Raw genomic sequence first — 22,298 nt, 5'->3', positions numbered from 1 at the left:
CGCAGGCTTGAGTGATTAGACCGATGACCGCTGGCCTGCGCCGCATGCATTTCCGCCGTGATGCGCCCTGGCTGGGCCGCACGCTCAGGATAGACACCGCCCACCCTTTCCGCCACCGGTGCACCCGGTGCACCATGCCGGAGGACTTTGCTGGCGAAGGGCAGTTCTGCCAGGACTTTGACCCCACTGAGGATGATAAGTCAGGACCCTGCGGCTAAGCCGGACCTGATGAACCGGGTGATTTTTTGCCCCACGCCATCGGCGGTTATCCAAGAGCGCCACCTTTCCCTTGCGAAATCGCCGCTCTCGCGCTCCGTACGCGCCCCTTGTCGAGCCGGTTCCAGCCAGGATTCAGTTCGTCATTCGTCATTCAGTCATTCGTCATTCCTCCCCCTTATGTCCACCGACACCAAGAACAACACCGCCCTCATGGAGAAAATCGTCTCTCTTTGCAAGCGCCGCGGCTTCATCTTCCAAAGCAGCGAAATCTACGGTGGCTGTGGCGGCGTCTGGGACTACGGCCCGCTCGGTGCCGAGCTGAAGCGCAACCTGCGCACCGCCTGGTGGAATGCCATGACCCGCGAACGTGAAGACGTCCTCGGACTGGATGCCAGCATCCTCATGAACCCCGCCATCTGGAAGGCCAGCGGCCATGTGGACACCTTCGCCGACCTCATGCGCGAGTGCTCCCTCACCAACAAACGCGTCCGTGCCGATCATGTGGACCCGCAGGAAGGCGTCATCATGAACTACACAGGTGCCGAGGCCCCCACCGGCTGGAAGCTGGACCGCGTCATCTCCGTCCTCATGAAAAAGGGCGAGCACATCGAAAGCTTCCGCAAGCGCGTCCGCACCCTCATTGCCTCCAATGCGGGCGAGGCCGCAGGCAAAATCGAAGAGATCATTTTGTTAGGCGAAGCCAAAGGCGACACCATCGAAGGCAGCGTGGATTTCCATCCGGAAACCGGCGGCGCACTCGGCCCCGCACGTCCCTTTAACCTCATGCTCAAGACCTACCTCGGCCCCACCGCGACCGAGGACGACGTCACCTACCTGCGCCCGGAGACCGCCCAGGCCATCTTTGCCCAGTTTAAAAACGTCTTCGATTCCAGCCGCATGAAGGTCCCCTTCGGCGTCTGCCAGATCGGCAAAGCCTTCCGCAACGAAGTCACGCCGAAGAACTTCACCTTCCGCAGCCGCGAGTTCGAGCAGATGGAGCTCGAATTTTTCATCAAGCCCGATGAAGCCGTCGAGATCATCAGCGGCGAAGTCGCCCAGTGGAGCGAGACCGCCGATCTCAGCGAGCCTCAGCCCAACTGGGGCTGGGACATGTGGCACCGTTACTGGGTCGCCCAGCGCACCAGCTTCTATGAAGGCATCGGCCTCGGCGGCGTGCTGGAGTACTACTGGCAGACGCCGGATGACCTCGCCCACTATGCCCGCGCCTGCGTGGACATCCTGTGCGACTTCCCCTTCGGCACCGAGGAGCTGGAAGGCATCGCCGCCCGTGGCGCCTTCGATTTGACTGCCCACCAGACCGCCAGCGGCAAGACCCAGGAAGTCTTCGACGAAGACCTCAAAAACGCTGCCGCCAAACTGACCGACGAACAGAAAGAAGCCCTCATCCAGAAGCGTCTCGCCGCCGAGCAGGCCAAGGTCAAAGGCGAGCCCATGCCCGAAGCCGACGTCCGCGCCTGGTTCGACCGCCTCTTCAAAGGCAACTACGTCCCCCACGTCATCGAGCCCTCCGCCGGCCTCGACCGCATGGCCCTCGCCATCATCGCCAACGCCTTCAACGAAACCGAAAAAGTGGATGAGAAAGGCAAAAAGGAAGTCATCACCGTCCTCCGCCTGCACCCCCGCGTCGCCCCCATCAAAGTCGGCGTCTTCCCCCTGCTGAAGAACAAACCCGAGCTCGTCGCCAAAGCCCGCGAGGTCTATGCCCTCCTCAAGAAGCACATGAACGTCTTCTACGACGAGACCGCCTCCATCGGCCGCCGCTACGCCCGCCAGGACGAAGTTGGCACCCCCTTCGGCATCACCATTGACTTCGACACCCTCGGCGAAAAAGGCCCCGAGCTCCAGGACACCGTCACCCTCCGCCACCGCGACGGCGGCGAGCAAGAACGCATCAAAATCTCCGACCTCCTGCCCAAGCTTCTGGCGGCGGTGAGCTGAGGCGGGATGTCTTGACAGGTTTGACCAGCTTGACCTGAGTCCCACCCCAAACCGGCCTCCGTGATGCTCGCATCCGGAGGCCTTTTTTATGCCGCCCGTCCTTGATATTCCCCCTCAGGCCAAAGGACCCTCACTCAAACACAAAACCTTCCTCCAGGAGACTTTCGCGCAAAGCAACTGCCTCAGGAGCGTTGATGTTCAAAACCTGGATGGTCGCACGCGCAAAGTTGGTTATGCCAAACAGCCAGGCCTCTTTCCAGGCGAAGTGATCCTTCCACACATCTTGACGTGGGTGAAATAACCGGACGATCTCACCGCTCACAGGATCAATTCCTGCGATATTCGGCCCTTTGGACGAATTGCAAGGGTAACAGGCAAAGGCCAGATTGGATTCATCAGAAGGGCCATCATGTTTTTGAGCAATGATATGATCCATCTGAAAGGGCAAAGCCGCCACCACTTCGGGAAAGCGGCAGTATTCACAGCGGCCAACCCCGCGGCTACGGACATGCTGGGCAGTGACTGAATCAACCCGGCTCACGCGGCGCTGAGATTTTTGAGGGACTGACGCGCGCGCGATTGCATCAGCTCAATGAGCCGCCCCACATGCCGGTAGTCTTCCATTTCACGCTGCTCTTCAGCCGTCAGGGTATCCGCACCGGCTTTTTGAGCCAGTTCACTGGCACGCTCCTGATCCGAGGAGGGAAAAGAAAGGGCCAGGATGGCCTCCGCCGCCTCGCGCGACCAACCCGCCCGCTGAGGATCCACAACACGCCTCAGAAGCTCGGCCTCATGACTTGGGGTGCTAATTGTCATGGATCCAATATGTCAGGAGATGGCAGATCTGGCAAGTCTCACCTCGCCCCCTGTTTTGCGAAGCTGGATCTGTGCACGAAGTGCTAACCGAAAACTTCCTGTCCGCCCCTTTTGGGGAAGAAAACCCGGCGACGAAAGAATTGACTTTCCAGTCCTTTCCTGTCTTCGTTATAGGCTGAGAAGATAAACCTTTACCTCACCGAAAGGATGATGAGCAAGATCAGCCCCAGCGGCGGTAGCAGGCCGAGCGCCAGGAGGAGGCCGTGGGCCAGGTCTGCCCTGCGCGGTGCTGCCTTGCTCAGCACGTTCTGGGCACGGGTGGGGCCCAGGATCTGCTGCAAAATTTCCGGTGTCACATCGGTGCCGCCACGGCTGTTTCGCCACAGGCAGATGGGCGTGAAAATGAGGCCTGAAGGAAAGCCCCACCAGCCAAAACACATGGAAATGACACTGTAGAGAGCGGCCTGGCCAAAACCGGACTGCCAGGAGCGAAAGTATCGCACCGGCGTGGTGCGGGTGAAGGTGAGGAGGATGATAGACACGCACCAGTGATGGATGATGAAGCGGCCTCCCTTGAGAATGTCATGCTCCACATCCCGCAGTGTCAGCCCTTCGGTGCCGGGCATGGGCACTCCGCCGGTATTCAGCGGGCGGTCCAGGTAGGCATTCAGCTCATCCTGGCTCCAGGTTGCTTGGGCAGTCTGCGGAAGCGGAGGCGGGCTTGCTGGCGGCAGCGGAGGGGGAGAAATGGGAGCATTCATGTCGGGTCAGGGATTACGGATTTTTGCCAAGAAAAATCTTGCCTGTAAATGCTGAAATGTCATGAAGTAGTGCTCCTCATGAAATTCCCGACCTTCCCGACCTCCCGCCGTGGTTTTATCAGTTTAGGCTGCCTTGGATTCATTGTTGCCATAGCACTCATCTGGGGTGGCGGGCAGGGCCTGTACACGGCATTGAAAAACCGGGAGCCTCTGAAGATGACCTTCAAAGAATATGAAGAAAAGCGCCCGGACGCCGAATGGGTGAGCCTGTCCGAGGCCCAGCTCAACCTCCTGAACAGTGCTTACACCACCTCCCGCTTGAATGATGAGATCAAGGAGCTCTACATTTCCGTGGAGGCCGTGGGAGACCGCTCCGAAAAACCTGCCCTGGTGCTGCTGGAGACGAAAGATCCTGGACTGATCGCCCAGATGAACACCCTGGGCGCGATGAAGTCACCCGACGACCTCACCCCAGATCTTCTCTCCGCCCTCTTCCCCACGCGCCAGATCACCGGACTGGTTCAGTATGGCATTGATGCCGACAGCAAGACCCGTGAAAAACTGGCCAAACTGGACCTCTCCCTGGCACCGGATTTCATCATCATCACCGATGGCGGGGAGCCAAACCTGGTCGTCAGTGCCGTGATGCTGGTAGCCGGACTTCTGCTGCTCTTCTTCATGCTGCGCGGCAAAAAAGAGCCCCCCGCAGCCCCCAAGCCGCCGGATCTGCCAGCGATGCAATAAGACAGCCTGGCGAGCTTGCCTGCCCCTCTCACTTCTCTGGATCCAGCATCTTCACCGCCGGTTTTTCACCGCCCTGGGCCTGCCACCAGGCCTCGATGGCGGGGATGTCAAAGAGGCGAAATTTGCGGCCGACGCGGTTTTCAAAGGTGATCTGGGCCTGCTTGGCGACATCCAGGATGGAGTCTTCCTTGAGCGACTTCAGCAGCAGGTTGTTCGTCTCAGGATCCGTGCTGGAGCGCAGGAGAAAGGCGGCGCGCAGGCGGGCTTCCCAGGGCAGTTTGGGGTCCTGGAGCACGCCGTGCAGCTGGGCCGGGGTCAGGTCCGCCTCTCGGGCGGCCGTGCTGTCTTTGAAAAGCTCCCGCACGGGCAGGGTGTAGCCGGGGTCAATGCCGATGCCCATGTCATAATACGCCTGCACGCGCTTGAACTCGGCCTGGGCGGCATGGATCAGGTGCTGCATTTCCGGGTCCATCATGGCTTCCACCAGGGCCTGCAGCGACTGCCGGCTGCCGGTGGCGATGGCCTTGTCGGCATAGGAGGTCAGGCGGTTGCGCTCCTTGATCAAAATCAGTTCCCCGGTGGCCGGGGTCACGCTGGGCAGCATGGCCGCCACCTGGGAGGCATCGTCACTCGTCGCCCGCGGCTTTTCGGCGGAGGGCGAGTAGGAGGACTGCTGGATCACCAGCGCCATGCGGTCCGCCATCTCTTGCAGGCGGCCTTGGGTCTTGCTGCGCTCGGCATCCTGCGCATCCAGCTGGCGCTGCAGGGCGGAGATCTGGGCATTAGTCCGCTCCAGGGCGTTTTCCAAGGAAGGGCTGCTCCCGGTGCCACCGCTGGTGCCGGAGGCGGTTGTATGCTGGCGCAAATAATTCGCCCCCCAAGCCAGCGCAGCACCGAGCACCACTGCCTGCACCACCAGTCCGGCGACCACCGGTTTCCAGGAGGCACTTTTCACCACGGGCGCAGCTTCCTGCTTGGTGGCGCGGCTGCCGGTTACCAGGACACGGGACTGCGTGGCCACGGTTTCAGGGGCGGGAGGGGCGTCTTGCAAAAGGGGCTTGCGCGAGGGGGTGGAGCGAGGATGATCAGCCATGTGGGGGGAATTAAGCGCAATCTCAAATAATTTCCAGCCTGTGAACGTGGACAGATGTCTCACCCCGTGGCAGGCATGATTCCTGCCTTCCGCCCATCGCCCATGAGTGAAGCCCCCCCAGCGCCTGCCGCCCCGAATTCGAGAACCAACCTGATCGTCTGGGGAGCGGGCGGGCTGATGCTGCTGATCCTGGCCATTTTCTGGCCCTATCAGCACTGGGAATTCGCCGGGCGGTCCAGCATTTTCATGGGCATCGTCAAAAAAGCCCAGGTGGATTCCGAATGGGTCTATTGTCTCTTTGTCGCCCCCATCGTGGTCTGGCTGGTGTGGCGGATGCGTGCGGACCTGAAGAAACTGCCGCTGCGTGCCTCCTGGCTGGGCGCGCCGCTGCTGGTGCTGGGCATGTTTGTTTACTGGGCCGGATACAAAGTGGATACGGGTTATCCCGGATTCATGGCCGTGCAGCTCGTCAGCCTCGGCCTCATCCTCATGCTGGGCGGCGTGCACTGGCTGAAGTGGCTCATTTTTCCCTGGATGTTCCTGGTCTTCATGTGGCCTATGATCCCGCTGGAGACGCGGCTGGCCTTTCCTCTGCGCATCCTGACGGCGAAGGCCTCCTCCGGTTTTTTGAACCTGGTGGGCATGGATGTGATCCGCGACGGCACCGGTCTGCACTCCGCTGCGGATGCCGCCCGTGGACTGGAGCAGGGCGCTCTCTTCAAGCTGGATGTGGAGGAGCCGTGCAGCGGCATCCGCTCGCTGTTCTCTCTGATGATGATCAGCGCGCTGTATGGCTGGCTGTCGCTGAAGGCCTGGCTGCCACGTGCCATCCTGTTTGCCAGTGCCATTCCGCTGGCGGTCTTGGGGAATTTTGTCCGCATGATCCTGCTCACGCTCGGCAGCCGGTGGTTCGGTGTGGACTTCGCCGTGGGGCGGAACATTGACGGGCAGCAGGAAATGAGCGCCTTTCACACCCTGGCCGGTTTTGCCGTCTTCGGCGTGGCCCTGGCAGGCATGTTTGTCATCGCCACCCTGCTGGAGAAATGGCAGGCCCGGCGCGCCCGCGCCTCCGGTCCTGTGGAGGCGGGCCCGACTGTGCAGCCGAAGAGCCCGTGGCTGCCCCTGACGGTGGCCATGCTCATCTGCGGCGGCGGCCTGGCCTTCTGCGCCCTGACGGACACCACCTACCGCGTGGGAGAGCCACCCGTGGTCCTGGACCTGCCGGAGCGGCTGGGCGACTATGACAGCCAGGACATGCCCATGATGGCCAAGGAGCGCCAGGTGCTGAACGAGGGCGTGGAGATCGGTCGCCGTTTTTATTTCACCAAGGACCGCGCCGTGCTCGCCTCCCTGGTGCTCAGCGGTGCGGAAAAACGCTCCCTGCATGAGCCGCAGGTCTGTCTCCCCGGCCAGGGCTGGGTCATCACCAGCAAGACTCTCGTGGAGGTGGAATGCGGCCTCCCCACTCCGGTGGAGGCCACTCTGCTGCGCATGCACCGGGATGTGCAGAACGCCAGCGGCCAGGTCACCCGCACCCGCGCCCTGAACATCTACTGGTATCTTGGCTCTGCCGGTGTGACCGCCGCCTCCTTTGACGGGCATGTGGCCAAGTCCTACCGCGATGCCCTCCTGAACGACCGCGACCACCGCTGGGCACTCGTCTCCTTCTTTGGCCCCATGAAAGAACAGCCTTTGGGCATGGAAGATCCCTATGCTGAGCTTAGTGTCCTGGAAGACATGAAGACCTTCATCCGCGTATTCCTCCCGCCCCAGCTCACCACGCGGGCAGGGGAGTGAAGCGGGCTGGATGACCTGCCGGATCCTGGCGCTGCCGACAGGCGAGCCTGCCTCCTGACCAGCGTCAGGTCTAATTCCGGTCTGGACGCCAGCGCGCTCCGGGCGACAATCCTGTGAACATGAAAATGGTCTTCTTCTCTTTTGCCCTGCTGTTCTTTTCACTTTCAGCGCAGGCCGTGGCTGAGACTAGGCTTCATATCTTCAACAAGGGGTCAGACTCCATAGAGATATTCTGGATTGCCCCCGACGGGCACCGCGCTTCAAATGGCAAGGTCGCGCCGGGCAAGGATCACATGATCTTGACCACCATCGGACACCGCTTTGTCATTGTGGATGGAGCCAAGGAAACTGAGGTCGTCAGCAGCGTCGCACTCCAGACTTTTCACTATCATCCGGCCTCTAAAAATTCAGCGGGACCAGACACGCATGAGGAGCGCCTCCTCGCAGGCTGGAGAGTGCAGGTGAATACGAAACTGATCGAACAGGACGCGCCCGCGCTCGAAAAGGCGCTCCAGCTGTTGCGAGACCAGCTGGACAAGATCGTGCGCGTGGTTCCACCCAAAGCAGTGACTGAACTGCAGAAGGTCGTTCTGTGGATGAACCCCGAGTATCCGGGTGTGGCACCCAAGGCTGAATTTCATCCTGACGCCCGCTGGCTGGCCGACAACGGCCGCGATGCCGCAATGGCCCAGGGAGTGGAGTTGACCAATGTGCGGATCTTCGAGGCGGAGACACGCCGGATGCCCAACTTTGCCCTGCATGAGCTGGCTCATGCCTACCACTTCCGCGTACTGCCGATGGGCTTTGGCAATCGGGAGGTCAAAAGCGCCTATCAACAAGCTAAAGCCAGCGGCAAGTATGAGCGGGTGGAGGTCAGGGATAGCGAAGGGCGCAGCAACATGAAGCGCGCGTATGCGTTGGTGAATCCGCAGGAATACTTCGCTGAAACCACGGAAGCGTACTTTTCGCGCAACGACATGTTTCCTTTTAACCGGGCGGAGCTGGAGAAGCACGACCCCGAGGTGTTTTCCCTTCTTGCCAGGTTGTGGGGAACGTAGGCTGAATCATCAGCCAGCCCGCAACCAAGCGGGCCAGAGGATCACCCACATGCAGTCGGCACTCTGGAGCAGGTCCATCAAGGCGGCGGTCTCCGCCAGACAGTGGAGATGCCTTTGCCGGGCTGAGCAGCCTGGAGGAAATGAAAACCTTTATCCGCGAATTCCTCCCTCCCCAGCTCACCGCGCGGACAGGGGAGTGAAGCGGGCTTTGCAGGCGGCCTACCCTCGGTAATGACAGCGTTATTGTCTGTCGGCCACCTTCTTTGGCCATGACTCCAGGGCCATTTCCAACGTCTGGTAAGCCGCCACCTCCTTTCCCTGGCTGAGCTGAGTCATGGCCTGCTTGATCAAAACACGAGGATCCTTTCTTCCCGGACTGCGTTTGCCCGGTGTGTCTTTTGCCTGTGTCTATGCTTTTGGCTTCGGCTTCGCCTTGGCCTTGGGCGTTGCTTTCACCTTATCGGCTTGCTTCGGTTCCTGGGCTTTCTCACCGGGTTTAGGCACCGGCTTTTTGACGAGCCTTAATTTCTGCCTTGCCGGGCGTGGGGGCGCAGGTGCTTCGGGCTCGGCGGCCTCTTCCTGGTGCAAAAGGTCATAGTTGATGCCCACCACCCTTTTGCCTGCAAAACCGCGCAGGGTTTTGGGAAAAATAAGCAGTGCCCGTTGACCTTCCTCTGACAGCCCCACTAAACTGCTTTCCGAAAGGTTATCTGAATCTCTTGTGACTGGTGCCACGTCACACAAACCAGGGCTACGACTTTGTTGGAATGCCCTGGTTATCCACGTAATGTCATCGCCCTGTCAAATCGCCAATGACCTCCCTGCCTTCGCTGTTCCTCATCGCCAGCCTTGTTGCCAGCCCGCTCTTGGGCGGCCCTGCAGACTGGGCGGCGGTCGAACCCGTCCTGGCGGAGCGCTGCTATTCCTGCCATGGCGGCGAGAAAACCAAGGGCGGCGTGGATCTCCAAAAATTCGCCGCAGATCCTGATCTGGAAGTGGAGTTTGACCTGTGGGGCAAGGTCCTGGACACCATCGAGGCAGGAGACATGCCGCCGAAAAAAGCCACCCCGCTAAATGACACGGAGAGGAAGTACATCACCGGCTGGGTGCGGCATTCCCTGGATGCGCTGGCCGAGGCCCGCTCCGGCGACCCAGGGCCGGTCACCATGCGCAGGCTCACCAATGCCGAATACGACAACAGCCTGCGTGATCTCACCGGCCAGGACCTGCGCCTGGCCGGGGAGTTCCAGCCCGATGGCGGCGGTGGCGAAGGGTTCGCCAACACGGGTGATACACTTTTGTTAATCCGTCCCAGCTTGACAAATACCTCACTGCCGCACGCAAGGTCGCGGATCACGCCACCATCCTTCCCGGCACCGGCATCGCCTTTCATCCCACGCGCATCGGCCTGCGCGGCTCGGACCAGATCCAGGCCCATGCCCAGCAGGCGCTATACATCTGGTATCAGCAGAAGGCCGCGCCGCATCTGCCCAAGGACTTTGAGCCCATGCGCCAGGCGGATTACATGCTCGCCTGCTGGAAGCACCGCCATCACCAGATCCCGCGCGAGCAGCTCGCCAAGGACATGGGCCTCAGCGTCCACTTCCTCTTTAACTGGTGGCGTCACCTGAACAACACCGAGCCCAAATCACGCTTCCTGGATCTCACCCGCGTCGCCTGGCGCGAGCTGCCTGCGGATGAAAAAACCGCCATCGAGCGCATCAAGGTCATCGAGGCTGGCCTGCTCTCCTGGAATGATCCCAAGCGCCCTGGCGAAGGCGTCCAGCGCTGGCAGCAGGACAGCGACGGCGTCATTCCCTATCCCATGCGGGCGGATGTGCACGGCAAGTCCCACGTGCATCTCTGCTTCGGCGATGTCGCGGATGGGAACAAAGGCGACATCGCCCTCATCAACCACATCGAAGTCACCGTCGGCGGCCAGAAGCACAGCTACTTCGATTGGACTAACCAAAAGCTTGGAGAGCTGAAAGCGCAGGCCGCCACCACTCCGCCACCGCCAGATTTGAGCACCCTCCATGCCCGCATCCAGGAGCTGGAAAGCGTCCGCGCCGGGTATGGACAACACCCTCAGCCGGGACGGGAAATAGAGCCGCACGTGCTCGCCTTTGCCGCTCCCACCGTCTGCACCCTGCCACTGCCTGAAGGCGCGGAATCCATCGTCGTGGACACCCGCCTGGATATGGAAAACCCTGAGGTGGAGGAAGCCACCATCCAGTGGACCCTCACCACGGATGTGCCGCGCGATGTCACCCGCGTGATGCCCGGTGTGCTGACCATCTGGAAACGCGGCTCCCAGGCCGCCCAGCGCACCATGGGCGAATTCAATTCCCTGGGGCAGGCCTTTGCCGATGTCTCTGAGCGCAGGCTGCAAATCGTCGCTGAAAACATGCACCGCCAGACACCCGGCATCGGCGTCTATTACTTTGACGATGACCAGCTCGGCCAGCTCTTGGGGGAGCAGGACCGGCAGCATCTCGCCGCGCTGAGGACGGACTGGCACCTCGTCGCCACAACAGATCTCAATCCCGGCCAGCAGGCCCAATACGACGCTGCACTGCTGCAGCATGTGCAGGACTTTGCCGCCCGCGCCTGGCGCCGCCCTCTGGAAGACAGCGAGAAGGAAAAGCTCGCCCAGCTTTACTCCGGCTGCCGCGCCCAGGAGATGGACCGCGAGTCCGCCGCCCGTGAGATCCTCGTGCGCGTGCTCGTCTCCCCGTACTTCCTTTTCAAAGCCGAAACCCTGCCCGCCCAGACGGACAGCCAGGCCGCCGAGATCGCCCTTTCCGCACACGAAGTCGCCTCCCGTCTCAGCTACTTTCTCTGGTCCTCCATTCCTGATGCAGAGCTGCTCGCCACCGCCGCCGATGGCAGTCTTTTGCAGCCGGAAGTCCTGGAAGCCCAGGCCACACGTCTGCTCAAAAGCCCCAAGTCAGCCGCCCTGGCGCGCGAGTTTGCCGGCCAGTGGCTGAAGTTCAGCGGCTTCGAAAAACACGATGCTGTGGATGCCGAAAAGTTTCCCCAGTTCACGCCCGAACTCCGCGCGGACATGCAGGCGGAGGTGGTGGAATTTTTCACCCGCATCGTGCGTGAGGACCGGCCCGTTACCGACATCATCGCCGCAGACTACAGCTTCCTAAATGAGCGCCTGGCCGGCCACTATGGCATCCCGGACATTCGGGGAAACGAACTGCGTGAGGTGAAGGTCGCCTCCCATCATCGCGGCGGCCTCCTGGGCATGGGCGCCATCCTCACCCGCACCTCCCGCTCCCACCGCACCAGCCCCGTTTTGCGGGGCGATTACCTTTATCAGATCGTGCTGGGTTTCTCCTCGCCCCCGCCTCCGCCGGACATTCCGGAGCTGAAGGAGACCACCCACCCGGCCTCCCTGCGCGAGGCCCTCATGCAGCATCGCGCCGATGCCGCCTGCGCCGTCTGCCATGACCGCATTGACCCTCTCGGCTTCGCTTTGGAAACCTTTGACCCCATCGGCCGTCATCGCAGCAGCGACGATACCGGCGCACGCATTGATGACAGCGGCGAGCTCAAGGACGGCACCCGCATCCAGGGCCTTGCCGGACTGCGCGATTACCTGCGGCAAAACCAGGCCCAGCTTGACCACCAGTTCAGCCGCAAGCTCCTGGGTTACGCCCTTGGCCGCCAGGTCCTGCCGAGTGACAAACGCCTGCTCGCCGACATCCAGTCAGCGCTTCAGCAAAAGGGCAGCCGCTTCTCCGCCGCCGTGCTGAAAATCATCTCCAGCCGCCAGTTCCTCCATCGCCGCAATGAACCCGTCGTGGCGGACCGCTGATTTCGAGCCTGTGAAAAAGGCTGGTCATGTCCCGAGGCCGCCGCTGCTCATGGATCACGCCGTGCAGGCTGGGGCGTCACAGCGGTTTTGAGCAGCGCCCAGGATTTTCCCAGCTCCGTGGTGATGTGCTGCCAGTCTTCGGCGGTCATGAGTCCATTCCGGCGCTGGTCGCGGTAGTCCATCATCTCAGCGCGCAGCAGGCAGGCGGGGCGGACGCGCTCCAGGGGCGCATCGTACGCCCTGGCGGTGAGGCGGGCGATGGTCTCGCCATACTGCTGCCAGGTGGCGTTTTCCCGGCGCTGCACCCACCACTCCAGCTCCATGGGGGCCAGATCCTCCGGTTGCCAGGCGGCACCGGTGGCTTTTTGGATGATCCGGTAATATTCCGTTAATGGCGGAATGCCCACGGCGAAGGCCTGCGCACGCGGCTGGGTGGGCTGCGTCCGGCGGGCGGCCTGGGCGGCGTGCCACGCCATGCGCAGACTGTCCCAGGGTGAGAACCCATACTGGCCGTGGGAGGCGAGGAAAAGCGCACCCGCCATGCGCGCATAACTTTTGTCATAATAATGCCGCCACATGTCGGACTCCAGCCTGCCCATGCGAGCCGGATCGAAGTCCTCCATGTTCGCCTGGCGCGGAATGAAAAACCAGAGGCCAAAAAGCAGGCAGCAAGCCAGGAGAAAGCGGCGGAGTTTGGACAGTCGTTTAAACATCAGCGGGTATATACCAGGAGCCAGTCCAGATTGGCCAGACTGCCGTGCAGAAAACGCTGCGGCAAACCGGCCTCAGCTTGATCCCCCGTTCAGCCGCAAGCTCTCAATGCAGCCAGGATCAGCCTGCTGGGGAAAGACTGTGTTTGGAAGCCCGTTGCCAGAGCATGAGACGCAGCTTGCTGCTGGAAAACAGACCCCCCTTCGCCTCGCGAAGCGAGGCGAAAGGTCTTTCATGTCTTTCTCTTTCATGTCTTTTTCCTTCTAGCCTTTCTCCTTATGTTGGTGGTGGACTTGGTGGTGGGCTTGGTGCCGGACTTGGGGGTTGGGTTGGCTGCGTGGGATGCGACCAGGCCCTCAGAGCGCCTTTTGAGTGACGGTTCCACCCGCGAAATGACCGTTTTCCCAGCCAAATTCCTAAAAAAGGCCTCACGCAACGCCCAAACCGGTCGTTTCAGTGGCTTCCTGGGCAGCATTTTCCTCCGCTGAGCCTCTTGTAGAGTGGAATGAGCGCTCCTTCAAGACCCTCTACATGGCCTTCTACAAGACACCCTTCAGGTCCTCCTCAAAGGGTTGGCGCACAGGCTTTTTGGAGGCATGCAAGAGGGCTGGCTCCAGAGTTTCACGGCTTCGATATGCTGTGCTTCTGCACTCGCTATGCATTGCTTATGCATTGCTTGAAGAGTGCCTGGCCTGTGAAACGCCACGACCTATCTGTCAAAAACCTTGCCCTCGTTTTCAGATCGTCGTGAATCAACGATTCTTGAGGGTGGTGCCGGTGGTCGGACTCGAACCGACACTCCTTTCGGAACAAGATTTTGAGTCTAGCGCGTCTACCATTTCACCACACCGGCGTGTGCTGTCTTGCAAAGGAACGCTTAGAATGGCGAATCTCCGGCGGATTGCAAGGCTTTTGGCGGGCCAAGAATTTCGCGGAACAAAACCGCCTGCTTGAGGGAGGCCGGATTGTGCAGTTTTTCGCGCAGGCCGCGAAAGTCGGGTCCGGCTTCATGGAGGCTGGGCCGCAGGGTGCGGGGCGGAGGAGGCGTGGCAAAGAAGACGGGCGGCGTGACGCTGGCCGGGCTGCTCCTGACGGAGCCGGAGGGGAAGGCATCCGCAGGTACTGGCGGCGGCACGGGCACCGGGTGCACCTCGGCCCGCACGGTGGCGGGATGCGGGCGGCGGGCCGGGGCCGGGCGCTCCTGTTCCCGCTGCTGCTGGGGCAGGGGAGGCGGGCCGTCGGGCTGCTGGGCTTTTCGGGCTTCTTCTTTGAACTGCTCAAACACGTCCCGGACAGTGGACCAGGGGTCATGCGCGGGTGTGGGGGCCTGCGGGGCGGGCCGCTGCGGCCGCCCACGGCCTTGGCCCTGGCCCTGCTGGGACTGCTCCACCTGCCTGCGCCAGGCTTCCTCCCGGGCCGCGCGTTCCTCCGGGCTGAGCGGCGCTTCGTTCCGGCGGTTTTTGTCTTCCAGGTTCTGTTTGATGAGCCCCCACAGCCACTGCACAAACCCTGCGCCCATGGCAATGACGATGATGGCGATCTGGATGGGATCTAGCTCGGCGAGGATCATAAGAAGAGTGTGGCATCATTCCAGCGGCCGCGCCACCACGATTCCCGCATGGCTTTTGAAGTCGGCCAGGTAGGCGGACACGGACTTGTCCACCAGCACGCGCTTATGCGTCTGAGAGGCGTGCATGAAACGGCACACGCCGTCCGCCGTGCGCACCGCCAGGCCCACATGGCTGCAATACACATGCGGCTTGCGGGTGACGATGCCGATGATGTCGCCGTTTTGGAGGCGCGGCTCGGCGGCCTGCACGGCCTCCTTGGGCAGAAAATAGAACGGGTGTTTTTGCAGTTCCGCCTCGATCTCCGCCATGCCCTGGCGCAGGCCAGGGTTGTTTTTCAGGTAGCGGTAGCTCTTCCACAGCACCGTCATTTCATCAATGCGCCGCCCTTCCAGCGGCATCGTCCGCCCCAGGCTGGCGGTGATGTTTTTTAAATGACCACGCTTTTGGTTATCCCGGAACCACTCGTCCAGGTAGTGGATGCGGTCCAGGTAACCGCCGTTGCAGACGCCGCCGCGATAGCGCGTCGTCTCGATCTGCCGCAGCAGATCCGCCGGCATGTAGCGCGCCTGCTTCCGGGCCAGCATGCGCGCCAGGCCCAGGGCGATCTCGAAAAACGTCCAGCAGTCCTGCCCGTCAAAATTCACACTGGGAGATTCGATGCGGTCATGGATCTCCAGGGTGAACCCGACATAAGGCGTGCCCTCCATGGCCAGCGCCGCGCGGGTCATCCGCTCACCGATGGGCAGCCGCTGCCAGTCCTCCCGCAGCGCCCGGTCCACGATGCGGTCAAATTTGCCCGGGTTGATGAAAGTCAGGTTCTGCGGCAGGTGCTCACCCGCCGCCAGAAGGCCCGGCAGGGAGCTGGCAGCCAGGGCCTGGAGGAGGGTGCGGCGGTTCATGACGTTAGATTAAGCTGGATGGGCCGGTCTGTCGAACCTCTGGAATTTTTGATCGTGAATGCCGGGATAGAAAAGGTCACAGTTCCATTCAGATCATCTGCCCTCTCTGCCCCTCCGCCCCTCTGCGGCCCAACCCGCACCACCCAGCCCGTCCTAGGCCACCCAGCTTTACCGCAGAGAGGCAGTGGAAGCAGAGAATGAAAGGGGGCGGGAGTGAGGCGCCTCTTATTCAAAGAGGGCAGGAAGATTCCTTGAACCATGCAGGATCCTCAGCACTTCGATTTCATCCTCCAGCTCGCGATAAAAAAGAAGATAGTTTGGATACTGGTTCGACGGAAGGAATCGAATGCCGGCGAAGCGCACCGCACTGAACCGGGGGCGAATGCCCAAGCCTGGCTGATGGGCAAGGCTCTCGGCCGTATCCAGAATATCCCACCTCACAGCTTCCGCTGCGACCGAGTTGTCTTGAGCAATGTAGTGGGTGATTTCGTCCAGATCTTCAATCGCCACAGGATTGAATACAACCGTCTTCATGCGGGCCTGTTCCGCAGTTCAGCGACGGGTACCCGTCTGCCCTGGTGACTCAGCGCTTCATCCAGGAGAGCTTCCAGGGCGTGGGTTGCACGCCTCCCAAACACGGTCTGCACAGCAGCCTCCAAGGCCGAGTCAACAGAGGCGAAATGGCCGCTGGCGACTTGCTCACGGAGAAGCTCCTCTGCTGGGGCTGTTAGGGTGGCATTCATTTAGAGCAAGGTATCTACGCAAGTGGTGAAGGCAAAGGAAACATGCGTGAGGGTCTTGGGCCACCCAGCTTTACCGCAGAGGGGCAGGGAGGCAGTGAAGGCAGCGAAAGAATTGGTGGGCAGTCAGGAGGAGGCCAGTTTGGGGTGCAGGCGGGCTGGGGTGTCTCGCCCTTGCAGGGCTCTATGTGGGGAGGATCGGATGCGCTTGGACTCAGGGCGATGCCCCTGGGCTTTGTTGTTTCGCCCCGTTGGGGCTGGGGGAAAGCGGGGTTACTGCCGGATGAATGGTTCAATCTCTCAAGAGTCGCTGACTGACTCCGTTTCCTTCAGTAATGATAGATACCTTTATCGAAAAAAATCTTTCCATTAACTAAATCTAAATTAGCTTTTTTTAATATAGTAACGATCAGCAGGTGTCTGCGTTTATAATTACACGGACAATCTCTAGGATCAGGGACCTTAATCAGCCGATTATTTACCTGGCGATAATACCAACCATTGTCTATCTGCATACTTGTTATTTGAGTGCCGCTTTGTTGGACAGACATTCCACTGATGCAAATATCCCCGTTTTCAAACAATTGAAGATGCGCACCCTTTATGTACAGTGGACTGTCGTGGAACGGGGGGAGTCTCAATAAGTCGCTGCACTCTACAATCAGCTTTCCTCCACCACCCAGCAGCGATAATAATCCGCTAATATCATCGTCTATGTCAATAGTTGTATGGTAAAGTAAAAATCCAGACGCATGTACTATTATATCTGCAATTTCATCAGGCTCCTTAAAAATCATTTCACCGCTGTAGTAAGCCACATTTGAACTATTTATCTTTGTGAATCTGAAGTCATACTCTGGGATTTGCAGAGCTCTTCTATATACTGCTATTCGGCTCGAATCTGTGGATGGTAGCGGCGTAAATGGAACCGACAAAAGAATTTTATAAATGACATCTTTATCCCGACCTGGAAACAAGTTGTCTAAGGCATGTTGTTTTGAAATGCTTTTCAAAACCTCCAAATCAACTTTTAAAACATCTAAAATAGTCTCCGGAGGAAGCTCATCACATGGCCCGATTAATAGACCTTTTTGACAAGAATAGCGGGGTTTAAAGTCGTTGGGCTCGATAAGGCACAAATCTATAACGCCCACCCCGCATTTGTTGAGTGCATTTTTCGAGATAACATAAATATAGCCATCTTTTACGCTTGGCACATAATGAGCTTTATTAACAATGGACAGCACACCGACCTCATTACAGTCCTCTTCTAAATTAACAAAATTTTTACTTTCATATACATTGCATGCAAACCATGCAGCCACGCTGATATCCTTTGTAACATCAATATAAAATGACCGCCACCCGTAGTGTTGCAATAGTGCTTGAATCCATTCCATTGCAATATCTTCAGTATCTTCTACACAATTTAGACTGTGCAAAGCTTCCCCACAGTAGTGAAGCCATCTCTGCATAGAGGGAGGATGACACCCGTTACGTTTGAAGGATGTTGTAATTGATGTTGTATTATCCTTGGTGTAATGTTTCACCTGACCTCGATAAATTACATCATCTCCCCACAAATTTAATGCTTGCGAAAATTCTCTTTCACTTTGAATCGATTTCATTAGAAAAAAGGATGTCAAGCATGAACTGCGGTGCAGGGGGCTATGACTGGTTTAAGAAAGATGTAGTCACTTTGGATTAGACATTCACCGCTTTGTCCCAGCCGAAATCGGTGAGGCGGTGCCAGGCTTTTAGCAGATGCTCTTCTTTCAGTGTCCGGTTCTTGCGGGTGTTCCAGGACTGGACGGCCCTGACGGCCACATCGGCATCGGTCCTTGCGGCGGGCTGGTGGGTCATGACCCAGTGGACTGAACTTAGCAGTTCCAGGCCGTAGCCATCTTCATAACCTTCGATCAGGGTGGTGACGCAGTTCATCCGTTGCACCGTATCGGAGTCGGCGGCCAGGAAGGCTTCGGCCTGCTCCACCGCTCCTGGCAGCAGCTCGATGGGTTTGGTGGGCGTGTCCCTGCCGTCGCCATAGCCCTGGGTGTAGTGTTTCTCCATGCGGATCAGCACCTGCCGCAGGTTGGTGGCATAGGGGCCGTAGGTCTGGGCGGTGTATTTGAGCCGGAGCGGCTGCCCGGCGGCCTGGAGGAAGTAGAGCAGTTTGTGAATCTCCAGCAGGCTGACAAAGGGATCCAGCAGGCCCTTTAAATAGCGGTCCATCAGTGCGATCAGCGCGGCCTGTCCGATGGTCATCTTGGGCCGCTCCGTGCGGTTTGGCATGGCCTCGGCGGCAGGTGCAGCGCCTGGCGCAAAGACCAAGGCCTTGACTTCAGGCACCTGGGAAAGAGCTGCCTCAATGCGCGGGCGCACGTCATTCCAGTCCAGTCCGCCCAGGCCGCAGCCCAGAGGCGGCAGGGCGATGGACCGGATGCCGTTTGCACGGATCACGCGCACCAGATCCTGAAGGCCTTTGTCCACATCCGTGATCTTGCTTCTGGCGCGCCAGTGGCCTTTGGTCGGAAAGTTGATGATCCAGCGGGGGCCGCCCACCAGTCCGCCGAGATCCACCACATGCATCTTGCCAAGCTCCACCTCGCCTGCGGCACAGGCGCGTTCATACTCGCGGTACATGGTGGGAAACGCCTGTTTGAACTGGAGGGCGATGCCTTTGCCCATCACGCCCTGGGTATTCACTGTGTTCACCAGTGCTTCAGCGCGGGCTTCTAGCAAATTGCCTTGGGTGAACTCGATCATGATGGTTTTTTTAATAGTACCAGCCGGGCTGGACACTGACCAGCGGCTTGTGGGCCTGATTGTGAAGCAAATCGCGGACCTGTCCAGCCACGACTGCATTGTGGCAGCCAATCGCCTGAATGCCCGTCCAGGGAAAGCTGTCCGCCACCAGAAACTCCGCCGTTTTTTGATGAGTTCGGCCCCGCCAGTCATTCGTGCGGATGGCGGACCAGTCCAGATCCGCAAGTGCCTCAAGTGAGGCATGGAATGAGGTGTAAAATGCGCCTGCGTTGCCGTCACTCACCGCCCAGGGACGGCCTAAACGAATTCCTGCTGCCACATGGCTGACGAGATGAACCACCGTGCGTTGGCACCCTTCCGGGCGGCCGGTGTTGCCACGGTTCAGGGTGTAAAGCATTGGCGAGCGCGGGCAGAAATAAAATGGTACAAACTCTCCGACAAAACGGTTATGGCAGCATGGCACCCGGATCTCCTTCATCCGCCTTTCCTTGATGTGTGTATAACCAATTACCGTGCCTGGCTGCTTTTGCGCCAGGCGTGCATCCGAAAACAAACCTCCCGCTGCCAGAATGCTGGCCAGATTCTCCACATCGGTAATGTGGTAGATGGCCGTTTGCTCTGGACGCAGACTCATAAGGGCAGTGAGTGAAGAGCCTACTTTAAACATTGAGGGCGGGAGTCGCCAGTTCGATCTGATTGAAAGGGGAGTTTTGGTGATTCAGGGCAGGGTTCCAGCATCAAGGGTTCAATTTTGCCATGGTAAAAGCTGGGAGACGCGCTAAAGACATCGCCCCATTCTTTGACTGACCATGCAACCTGCTCCTGAACACACTGAATCCGAACTGCTCCAATTTCGCCGCCACAAGCTGGAGGAGCTGCAGAAACGGGGGATTGCGGCGTTTGGGGGGAAGTTTGAGGTGTCGCATGATCCGGGGACGCTGAAGGCGAATTTCACGGAGGGGTTGGAGGTCCGCATCGCGGGGCGCATTCTGTCGCGCCGGCAGATGGGGAAGGCGACGTTCTTCGATGTGGGGGACATTTCGGGCCGCATTCAGTGCTACCTGAGCAAGAATGATGTGGGCGAGGAGGTCTATGATCTTTTTGTCCACCAGATTGATATTGGCGATTTTGTGGCCATTGCGGGCCTGAGCTTTGTGACGAAGAAGGGGGAGAATTCCGTCCATGTGAAGACGCTGGCGCCGATGGGCAAGGCGCTGCGGCCGCTGCCGGACAAGTGGCACGGGATCGCGGACCGGGAGATCAAGTACCGCCAGCGGTATCTGGACCTGATTTCGAATGACCGGAGCCGGGAGATCTTTGTGACGCGCAGCAAGATGGTGGCGGAGATCCGCAACTTTCTGCATGGGCGCGATTTCATGGAAGTGGAGACGCCGATGATGCAGGACGTTCCCGGCGGGGCGGCGGCGCGGCCGTTTGAGACGTATTTCAATGCGCTGGACCAGAAGATGTATTTGCGCATCGCGCCGGAGCTTTATTTGAAAAGGCTGCTGGTAGGCGGCTTCACGCGGGTGTTCGAGCTGAACCGGAATTTCCGCAATGAGGGGGTGAGCCGGCGGCACAATCCGGAGTTCACGATGCTGGAGGCGTATTGGGCTTTCTCGGACTTTGAGCAGATGGCGGATCTGGTGGAAAGCCTGATCTGCCATCTGGCGGAGAAGTTCTGCGGCGGGCTGCGCATCAAGCGGAACCGGTCCACGGAGATCCGGGCCATTTTGTTCATGATTCCGCGTCTGGTCCAGGAGCATCATCTGACGCTGACGCCGGAAGCGGCGACGGAATTCCAGGCGGTGGTAGCAGCGGCGCACAAGGCGCTGAATGAGCTGGATCACCACAATGCGACGGCGGTGGCGCAGGGCACGCGGGAGGAGCTGCGGCGCTTCCTGGGGCTGTGCGAGGGCGGCTTTAATGAGGGGCAGCGGGGCTTCTTTGCGGGCATGATGGCGAAGCTGGAGACGCTGTGCGAGGACGCGTTCATTGACCTGAGCCGGCCGTGGAAAAGGACGCCCTATCGGGACCTCGTCAAAGGGGCCGCCGGGGAGGACTGGTTCACGCTGGACAAGGACGCCAAGGTGGCGCGTGCGCAGGGTCTGGGCGTGCATGAGATCCATGCGGGCGATGAACACTATGAGCTGGACCAGAAGGTCTTTGAAAAGCTGGTGGAAGAGAAGAGTTTCAACCCTCTCTTCGTCACCCATGTGCCGAAGGAACTGGTGCCGCTGGCCAAGCAGAACACGGCGGATGAGTCCGTGGTGGATGTGTATGAACTGGTCATCAATGGCCAGGAGATCAGTCCTGGGTATTCCGAGCTGAACGATCCCATCGTGCAGCGCGAGCGCCTGGAGCATCAGGCGGGCGAGGAGATCCAGAAGATTGACGAGGAATTTATCACCGCGCTGGAGCACGGCATGCCGCCTGCGGGTGGCATTGGCATCGGCATTGACCGGCTGATCATGATGCTGACGGGCGCGGAGAGCATCCGCGATGTCGTCCTTTTCCCACAGCTGAAGCGGAAAGCGGACTAATATTATACTTCTTTGCTGGCGTAGCGTTGCATTTTGCTCCACTGACAGAGTGTGTTTCACGATCTGTCAGTAGGCGGGAAGGCGAGCTTTCCTGAGACGCGATGGAGCCTCGTCCTGGCTGCCAGCGGCGATGATGTGACGCGGCGTCGGGAGGCGATGGCGGAGCTGTGCCGGCAGTATTGGTATCCGCTGTATGCCTATGTGCGGCGGCGGGGCTCCTCGCCGGAGGATGCGCAGGACATCACCCAGGGGTTCTTTGAGCATTTGCTGGAGCGGCAGGTGATCGAGCGGCTGGGCGGGGCGGACAAGGGCAAGCTACGGTCCTATCTGCTGACGGCGATCCAGAACTGGATGACGAAGCAGTATCGCAAAAATTCCGCGCAGAAGAGAGGTGGGGGGACGGTCTTTTCCATGGACTCGCTGACGGCGGAGGAGCGGTACAAACTGGAGCCGACGCATGTGGACACGCCGGAGCGGCTGTATGAGCGGCGGTGGGCGCTGATGGTGCTGGACCAGGCCATCGCCCGGCTGCGGGCGGACTATGAATCGGCGGGGAAGGGGGAGCTGGCGGCGGTGCTCATCCCGATGCTGAGCCGTGGGGAGGCGAAGGTGCCGATGGCGCAGCTTGCCGCCCAGGCGGAGGTGACGGAGGGCCATGCGCGCGTGCTGCTGTATCGCATCCGCAAACACTTCCGCTCCGCCCTGTGCGAGGTGATCTCCCAGACGGTAAACGGGGAGGCGGAGGTGGCGGAGGAGCTGCGGCACCTGCAGGCCATTTTGATGAAATGACGG

The 22,298-nt window shown here is 59.8% G+C and carries 20 protein-coding genes and 1 tRNA gene; 8 read left to right on the top strand and 13 right to left on the bottom strand.

From position 1 onward, the window contains the following. Window positions 1–396: 396 nt before the first annotated feature. Complete coding sequence (locus WJU23_RS15760; RefSeq protein WP_346333558.1) at window positions 397–2,178, top strand: glycine--tRNA ligase; 1,782 nt, start codon at window positions 397–399, stop codon at window positions 2,176–2,178. Window positions 2,179–2,308: 130 nt separating this feature from the next. On the opposite strand, the gene WJU23_RS15755 is transcribed toward WJU23_RS15760, so the two are convergent. From WJU23_RS15755 to WJU23_RS15745, 3 genes are all read right to left on the bottom strand, one after another. Next, a complete protein-coding gene (locus tag WJU23_RS15755) occupies window positions 2,309–2,719 on the bottom strand; it encodes an HNH endonuclease signature motif containing protein (RefSeq protein WP_346333557.1) in 411 nt (136 codons plus the stop codon). Then, on the bottom strand, window positions 2,716–2,994 hold the full coding sequence (locus WJU23_RS15750) for a hypothetical protein (protein ID WP_346333556.1): 279 nt from the start codon (window positions 2,992–2,994) through the stop codon (window positions 2,716–2,718). Before WJU23_RS15750 ends, WJU23_RS15755 begins: the two co-directional genes overlap by 4 nt. A gap of 191 nt (window positions 2,995–3,185) precedes the next feature. Then, window positions 3,186–3,755: a hypothetical protein gene (locus tag WJU23_RS15745; RefSeq protein WP_346333555.1), complete on the bottom strand. Its 570-nt coding sequence runs from the start codon at window positions 3,753–3,755 to the stop codon at window positions 3,186–3,188. A 78-nt stretch (window positions 3,756–3,833) separates the two neighbouring features. Between WJU23_RS15745 and WJU23_RS15740 the strand changes: the two genes are divergently transcribed. After that, window positions 3,834–4,499: a hypothetical protein gene (locus WJU23_RS15740; protein ID WP_346333554.1), complete on the top strand. Its 666-nt coding sequence runs from the start codon at window positions 3,834–3,836 to the stop codon at window positions 4,497–4,499. Between the two features lie 28 nt (window positions 4,500–4,527). Here the strand turns inward: WJU23_RS15740 and WJU23_RS15735 are convergent, their stop codons facing one another. Further along, window positions 4,528–5,592, bottom strand: a complete 1,065-nt coding sequence (locus WJU23_RS15735; RefSeq protein ID WP_346333553.1) for a hypothetical protein — start codon at window positions 5,590–5,592, stop codon at window positions 4,528–4,530. A gap of 102 nt (window positions 5,593–5,694) precedes the next feature. Here WJU23_RS15735 and WJU23_RS15730 point away from each other — a divergent pair, with 102 nt between their 5' ends. Together WJU23_RS15730 and WJU23_RS15725 are read left to right on the top strand one after the other, a co-directional pair. Then, window positions 5,695–7,389: an exosortase/archaeosortase family protein gene (locus WJU23_RS15730; protein ID WP_346333552.1), complete on the top strand. Its 1,695-nt coding sequence runs from the start codon at window positions 5,695–5,697 to the stop codon at window positions 7,387–7,389. Window positions 7,390–7,508: 119 nt separating this feature from the next. Beyond that, window positions 7,509–8,447: a hypothetical protein gene (locus WJU23_RS15725; RefSeq protein ID WP_346333551.1), complete on the top strand. Its 939-nt coding sequence runs from the start codon at window positions 7,509–7,511 to the stop codon at window positions 8,445–8,447. A gap of 408 nt (window positions 8,448–8,855) precedes the next feature. Here the strand turns inward: WJU23_RS15725 and WJU23_RS15720 are convergent, their stop codons facing one another. After that, window positions 8,856–9,191 carry a hypothetical protein gene (locus WJU23_RS15720; RefSeq protein ID WP_346333550.1) on the bottom strand — a complete coding sequence of 112 codons (336 nt, stop codon included), beginning with the start codon at window positions 9,189–9,191 and terminating at the stop codon, window positions 8,856–8,858. Between the two features lie 68 nt (window positions 9,192–9,259). On the opposite strand from WJU23_RS15720, the gene WJU23_RS15715 reads away from it, so the two are divergent. Next, window positions 9,260–10,078, top strand: coding sequence for a DUF1587 domain-containing protein (locus WJU23_RS15715; RefSeq protein WP_346333549.1), 819 nt, complete (start codon window positions 9,260–9,262; stop codon window positions 10,076–10,078). Next, window positions 9,973–12,276 carry a DUF1592 domain-containing protein gene (locus WJU23_RS15710; protein WP_346333601.1) on the top strand — a complete coding sequence of 768 codons (2,304 nt, stop codon included), beginning with the start codon at window positions 9,973–9,975 and terminating at the stop codon, window positions 12,274–12,276. Before WJU23_RS15715 ends, WJU23_RS15710 begins: the two co-directional genes overlap by 106 nt. A gap of 47 nt (window positions 12,277–12,323) precedes the next feature. On the opposite strand, the gene WJU23_RS15705 is transcribed toward WJU23_RS15710, so the two are convergent. The 8 genes from WJU23_RS15705 to WJU23_RS15670 all read right to left on the bottom strand — a co-directional run bounded on the left by WJU23_RS15705 (window position 12,324) and on the right by WJU23_RS15670 (window position 19,597). Next, window positions 12,324–12,989: a hypothetical protein gene (locus WJU23_RS15705; protein WP_346333548.1), complete on the bottom strand. Its 666-nt coding sequence runs from the start codon at window positions 12,987–12,989 to the stop codon at window positions 12,324–12,326. A 767-nt stretch (window positions 12,990–13,756) separates the two neighbouring features. Continuing rightward, window positions 13,757–13,840, bottom strand: a tRNA-Leu gene (locus tag WJU23_RS15700). Between the two features lie 24 nt (window positions 13,841–13,864). After that, on the bottom strand, window positions 13,865–14,557 hold the full coding sequence (locus WJU23_RS15695; RefSeq protein WP_346333547.1) for a hypothetical protein: 693 nt from the start codon (window positions 14,555–14,557) through the stop codon (window positions 13,865–13,867). Window positions 14,558–14,572: 15 nt separating this feature from the next. Further along, window positions 14,573–15,457, bottom strand: a complete 885-nt coding sequence (locus tag WJU23_RS15690) for an N-acetylmuramoyl-L-alanine amidase-like domain-containing protein (RefSeq protein WP_346333546.1) — start codon at window positions 15,455–15,457, stop codon at window positions 14,573–14,575. A 225-nt stretch (window positions 15,458–15,682) separates the two neighbouring features. Continuing rightward, window positions 15,683–15,991 carry a type II toxin-antitoxin system RelE/ParE family toxin gene (locus WJU23_RS15685; protein WP_346333545.1) on the bottom strand — a complete coding sequence of 103 codons (309 nt, stop codon included), beginning with the start codon at window positions 15,989–15,991 and terminating at the stop codon, window positions 15,683–15,685. 535 nt (window positions 15,992–16,526) lie between these two features. Further along, window positions 16,527–17,825, bottom strand: coding sequence for an FRG domain-containing protein (locus WJU23_RS15680; protein ID WP_346333544.1), 1,299 nt, complete (start codon window positions 17,823–17,825; stop codon window positions 16,527–16,529). Between the two features lie 76 nt (window positions 17,826–17,901). After that, window positions 17,902–18,963: a macro domain-containing protein gene (locus WJU23_RS15675; protein ID WP_346333543.1), complete on the bottom strand. Its 1,062-nt coding sequence runs from the start codon at window positions 18,961–18,963 to the stop codon at window positions 17,902–17,904. A gap of 10 nt (window positions 18,964–18,973) precedes the next feature. Then, entirely contained in the window at window positions 18,974–19,597 is a 624-nt protein-coding gene (locus tag WJU23_RS15670; protein ID WP_346333542.1) for a DUF4433 domain-containing protein, read from the bottom strand. A gap of 175 nt (window positions 19,598–19,772) precedes the next feature. Between WJU23_RS15670 and WJU23_RS15665 the strand changes: the two genes are divergently transcribed. Next, window positions 19,773–21,506: a lysine--tRNA ligase gene (locus WJU23_RS15665; RefSeq protein WP_346333541.1), complete on the top strand. Its 1,734-nt coding sequence runs from the start codon at window positions 19,773–19,775 to the stop codon at window positions 21,504–21,506. Window positions 21,507–21,557: 51 nt separating this feature from the next. Further along, window positions 21,558–22,295, top strand: coding sequence for a sigma-70 family RNA polymerase sigma factor (locus WJU23_RS15660; RefSeq protein WP_346333540.1), 738 nt, complete (start codon window positions 21,558–21,560; stop codon window positions 22,293–22,295). The last annotated feature ends 3 nt before the right edge of the window (window positions 22,296–22,298 follow it).

The organism is Prosthecobacter sp. SYSU 5D2 (genome assembly GCF_039655865.1).
In the GTDB taxonomy this organism is placed as follows: Bacteria; Verrucomicrobiota; Verrucomicrobiia; order Verrucomicrobiales; family Verrucomicrobiaceae; genus Prosthecobacter.
This window is presented reverse-complemented; position numbering and strand designations above follow the sequence as displayed.

What these genes read in the sequence shown, in the direction of transcription:
- WJU23_RS15760 (WP_346333558.1), top strand. Translation starts at nt 397, where the DNA reads ATGTCCACCGACACCAAGAACAACACCGCCCTCATGGAGAAAATCGTC.
- WJU23_RS15695 (WP_346333547.1), bottom strand. Translation starts at nt 14,557, where the DNA reads ATGATCCTCGCCGAGCTAGATCCCATCCAGATCGCCATCATCGTCATT.
- WJU23_RS15745 (WP_346333555.1), bottom strand. Translation starts at nt 3,755, where the DNA reads ATGAATGCTCCCATTTCTCCCCCTCCGCTGCCGCCAGCAAGCCCGCCT.
- WJU23_RS15665 (WP_346333541.1), top strand. Translation starts at nt 19,773, where the DNA reads ATGCAACCTGCTCCTGAACACACTGAATCCGAACTGCTCCAATTTCGC.
- WJU23_RS15710 (WP_346333601.1), top strand. Translation starts at nt 9,973, where the DNA reads ATGCTCGCCTGCTGGAAGCACCGCCATCACCAGATCCCGCGCGAGCAG.
- WJU23_RS15725 (WP_346333551.1), top strand. Translation starts at nt 7,509, where the DNA reads ATGAAAATGGTCTTCTTCTCTTTTGCCCTGCTGTTCTTTTCACTTTCA.
- WJU23_RS15740 (WP_346333554.1), top strand. Translation starts at nt 3,834, where the DNA reads ATGAAATTCCCGACCTTCCCGACCTCCCGCCGTGGTTTTATCAGTTTA.
- WJU23_RS15715 (WP_346333549.1), top strand. Translation starts at nt 9,260, where the DNA reads ATGACCTCCCTGCCTTCGCTGTTCCTCATCGCCAGCCTTGTTGCCAGC.
- WJU23_RS15705 (WP_346333548.1), bottom strand. Translation starts at nt 12,989, where the DNA reads ATGTTTAAACGACTGTCCAAACTCCGCCGCTTTCTCCTGGCTTGCTGC.
- WJU23_RS15670 (WP_346333542.1), bottom strand. Translation starts at nt 19,597, where the DNA reads ATGAGTCTGCGTCCAGAGCAAACGGCCATCTACCACATTACCGATGTG.
- WJU23_RS15685 (WP_346333545.1), bottom strand. Translation starts at nt 15,991, where the DNA reads ATGAAGACGGTTGTATTCAATCCTGTGGCGATTGAAGATCTGGACGAA.
- WJU23_RS15730 (WP_346333552.1), top strand. Translation starts at nt 5,695, where the DNA reads ATGAGTGAAGCCCCCCCAGCGCCTGCCGCCCCGAATTCGAGAACCAAC.
- WJU23_RS15750 (WP_346333556.1), bottom strand. Translation starts at nt 2,994, where the DNA reads ATGACAATTAGCACCCCAAGTCATGAGGCCGAGCTTCTGAGGCGTGTT.
- WJU23_RS15680 (WP_346333544.1), bottom strand. Translation starts at nt 17,825, where the DNA reads ATGAAATCGATTCAAAGTGAAAGAGAATTTTCGCAAGCATTAAATTTG.
- WJU23_RS15735 (WP_346333553.1), bottom strand. Translation starts at nt 5,592, where the DNA reads ATGGCTGATCATCCTCGCTCCACCCCCTCGCGCAAGCCCCTTTTGCAA.
- WJU23_RS15675 (WP_346333543.1), bottom strand. Translation starts at nt 18,963, where the DNA reads ATGATCGAGTTCACCCAAGGCAATTTGCTAGAAGCCCGCGCTGAAGCA.
- WJU23_RS15690 (WP_346333546.1), bottom strand. Translation starts at nt 15,457, where the DNA reads ATGAACCGCCGCACCCTCCTCCAGGCCCTGGCTGCCAGCTCCCTGCCG.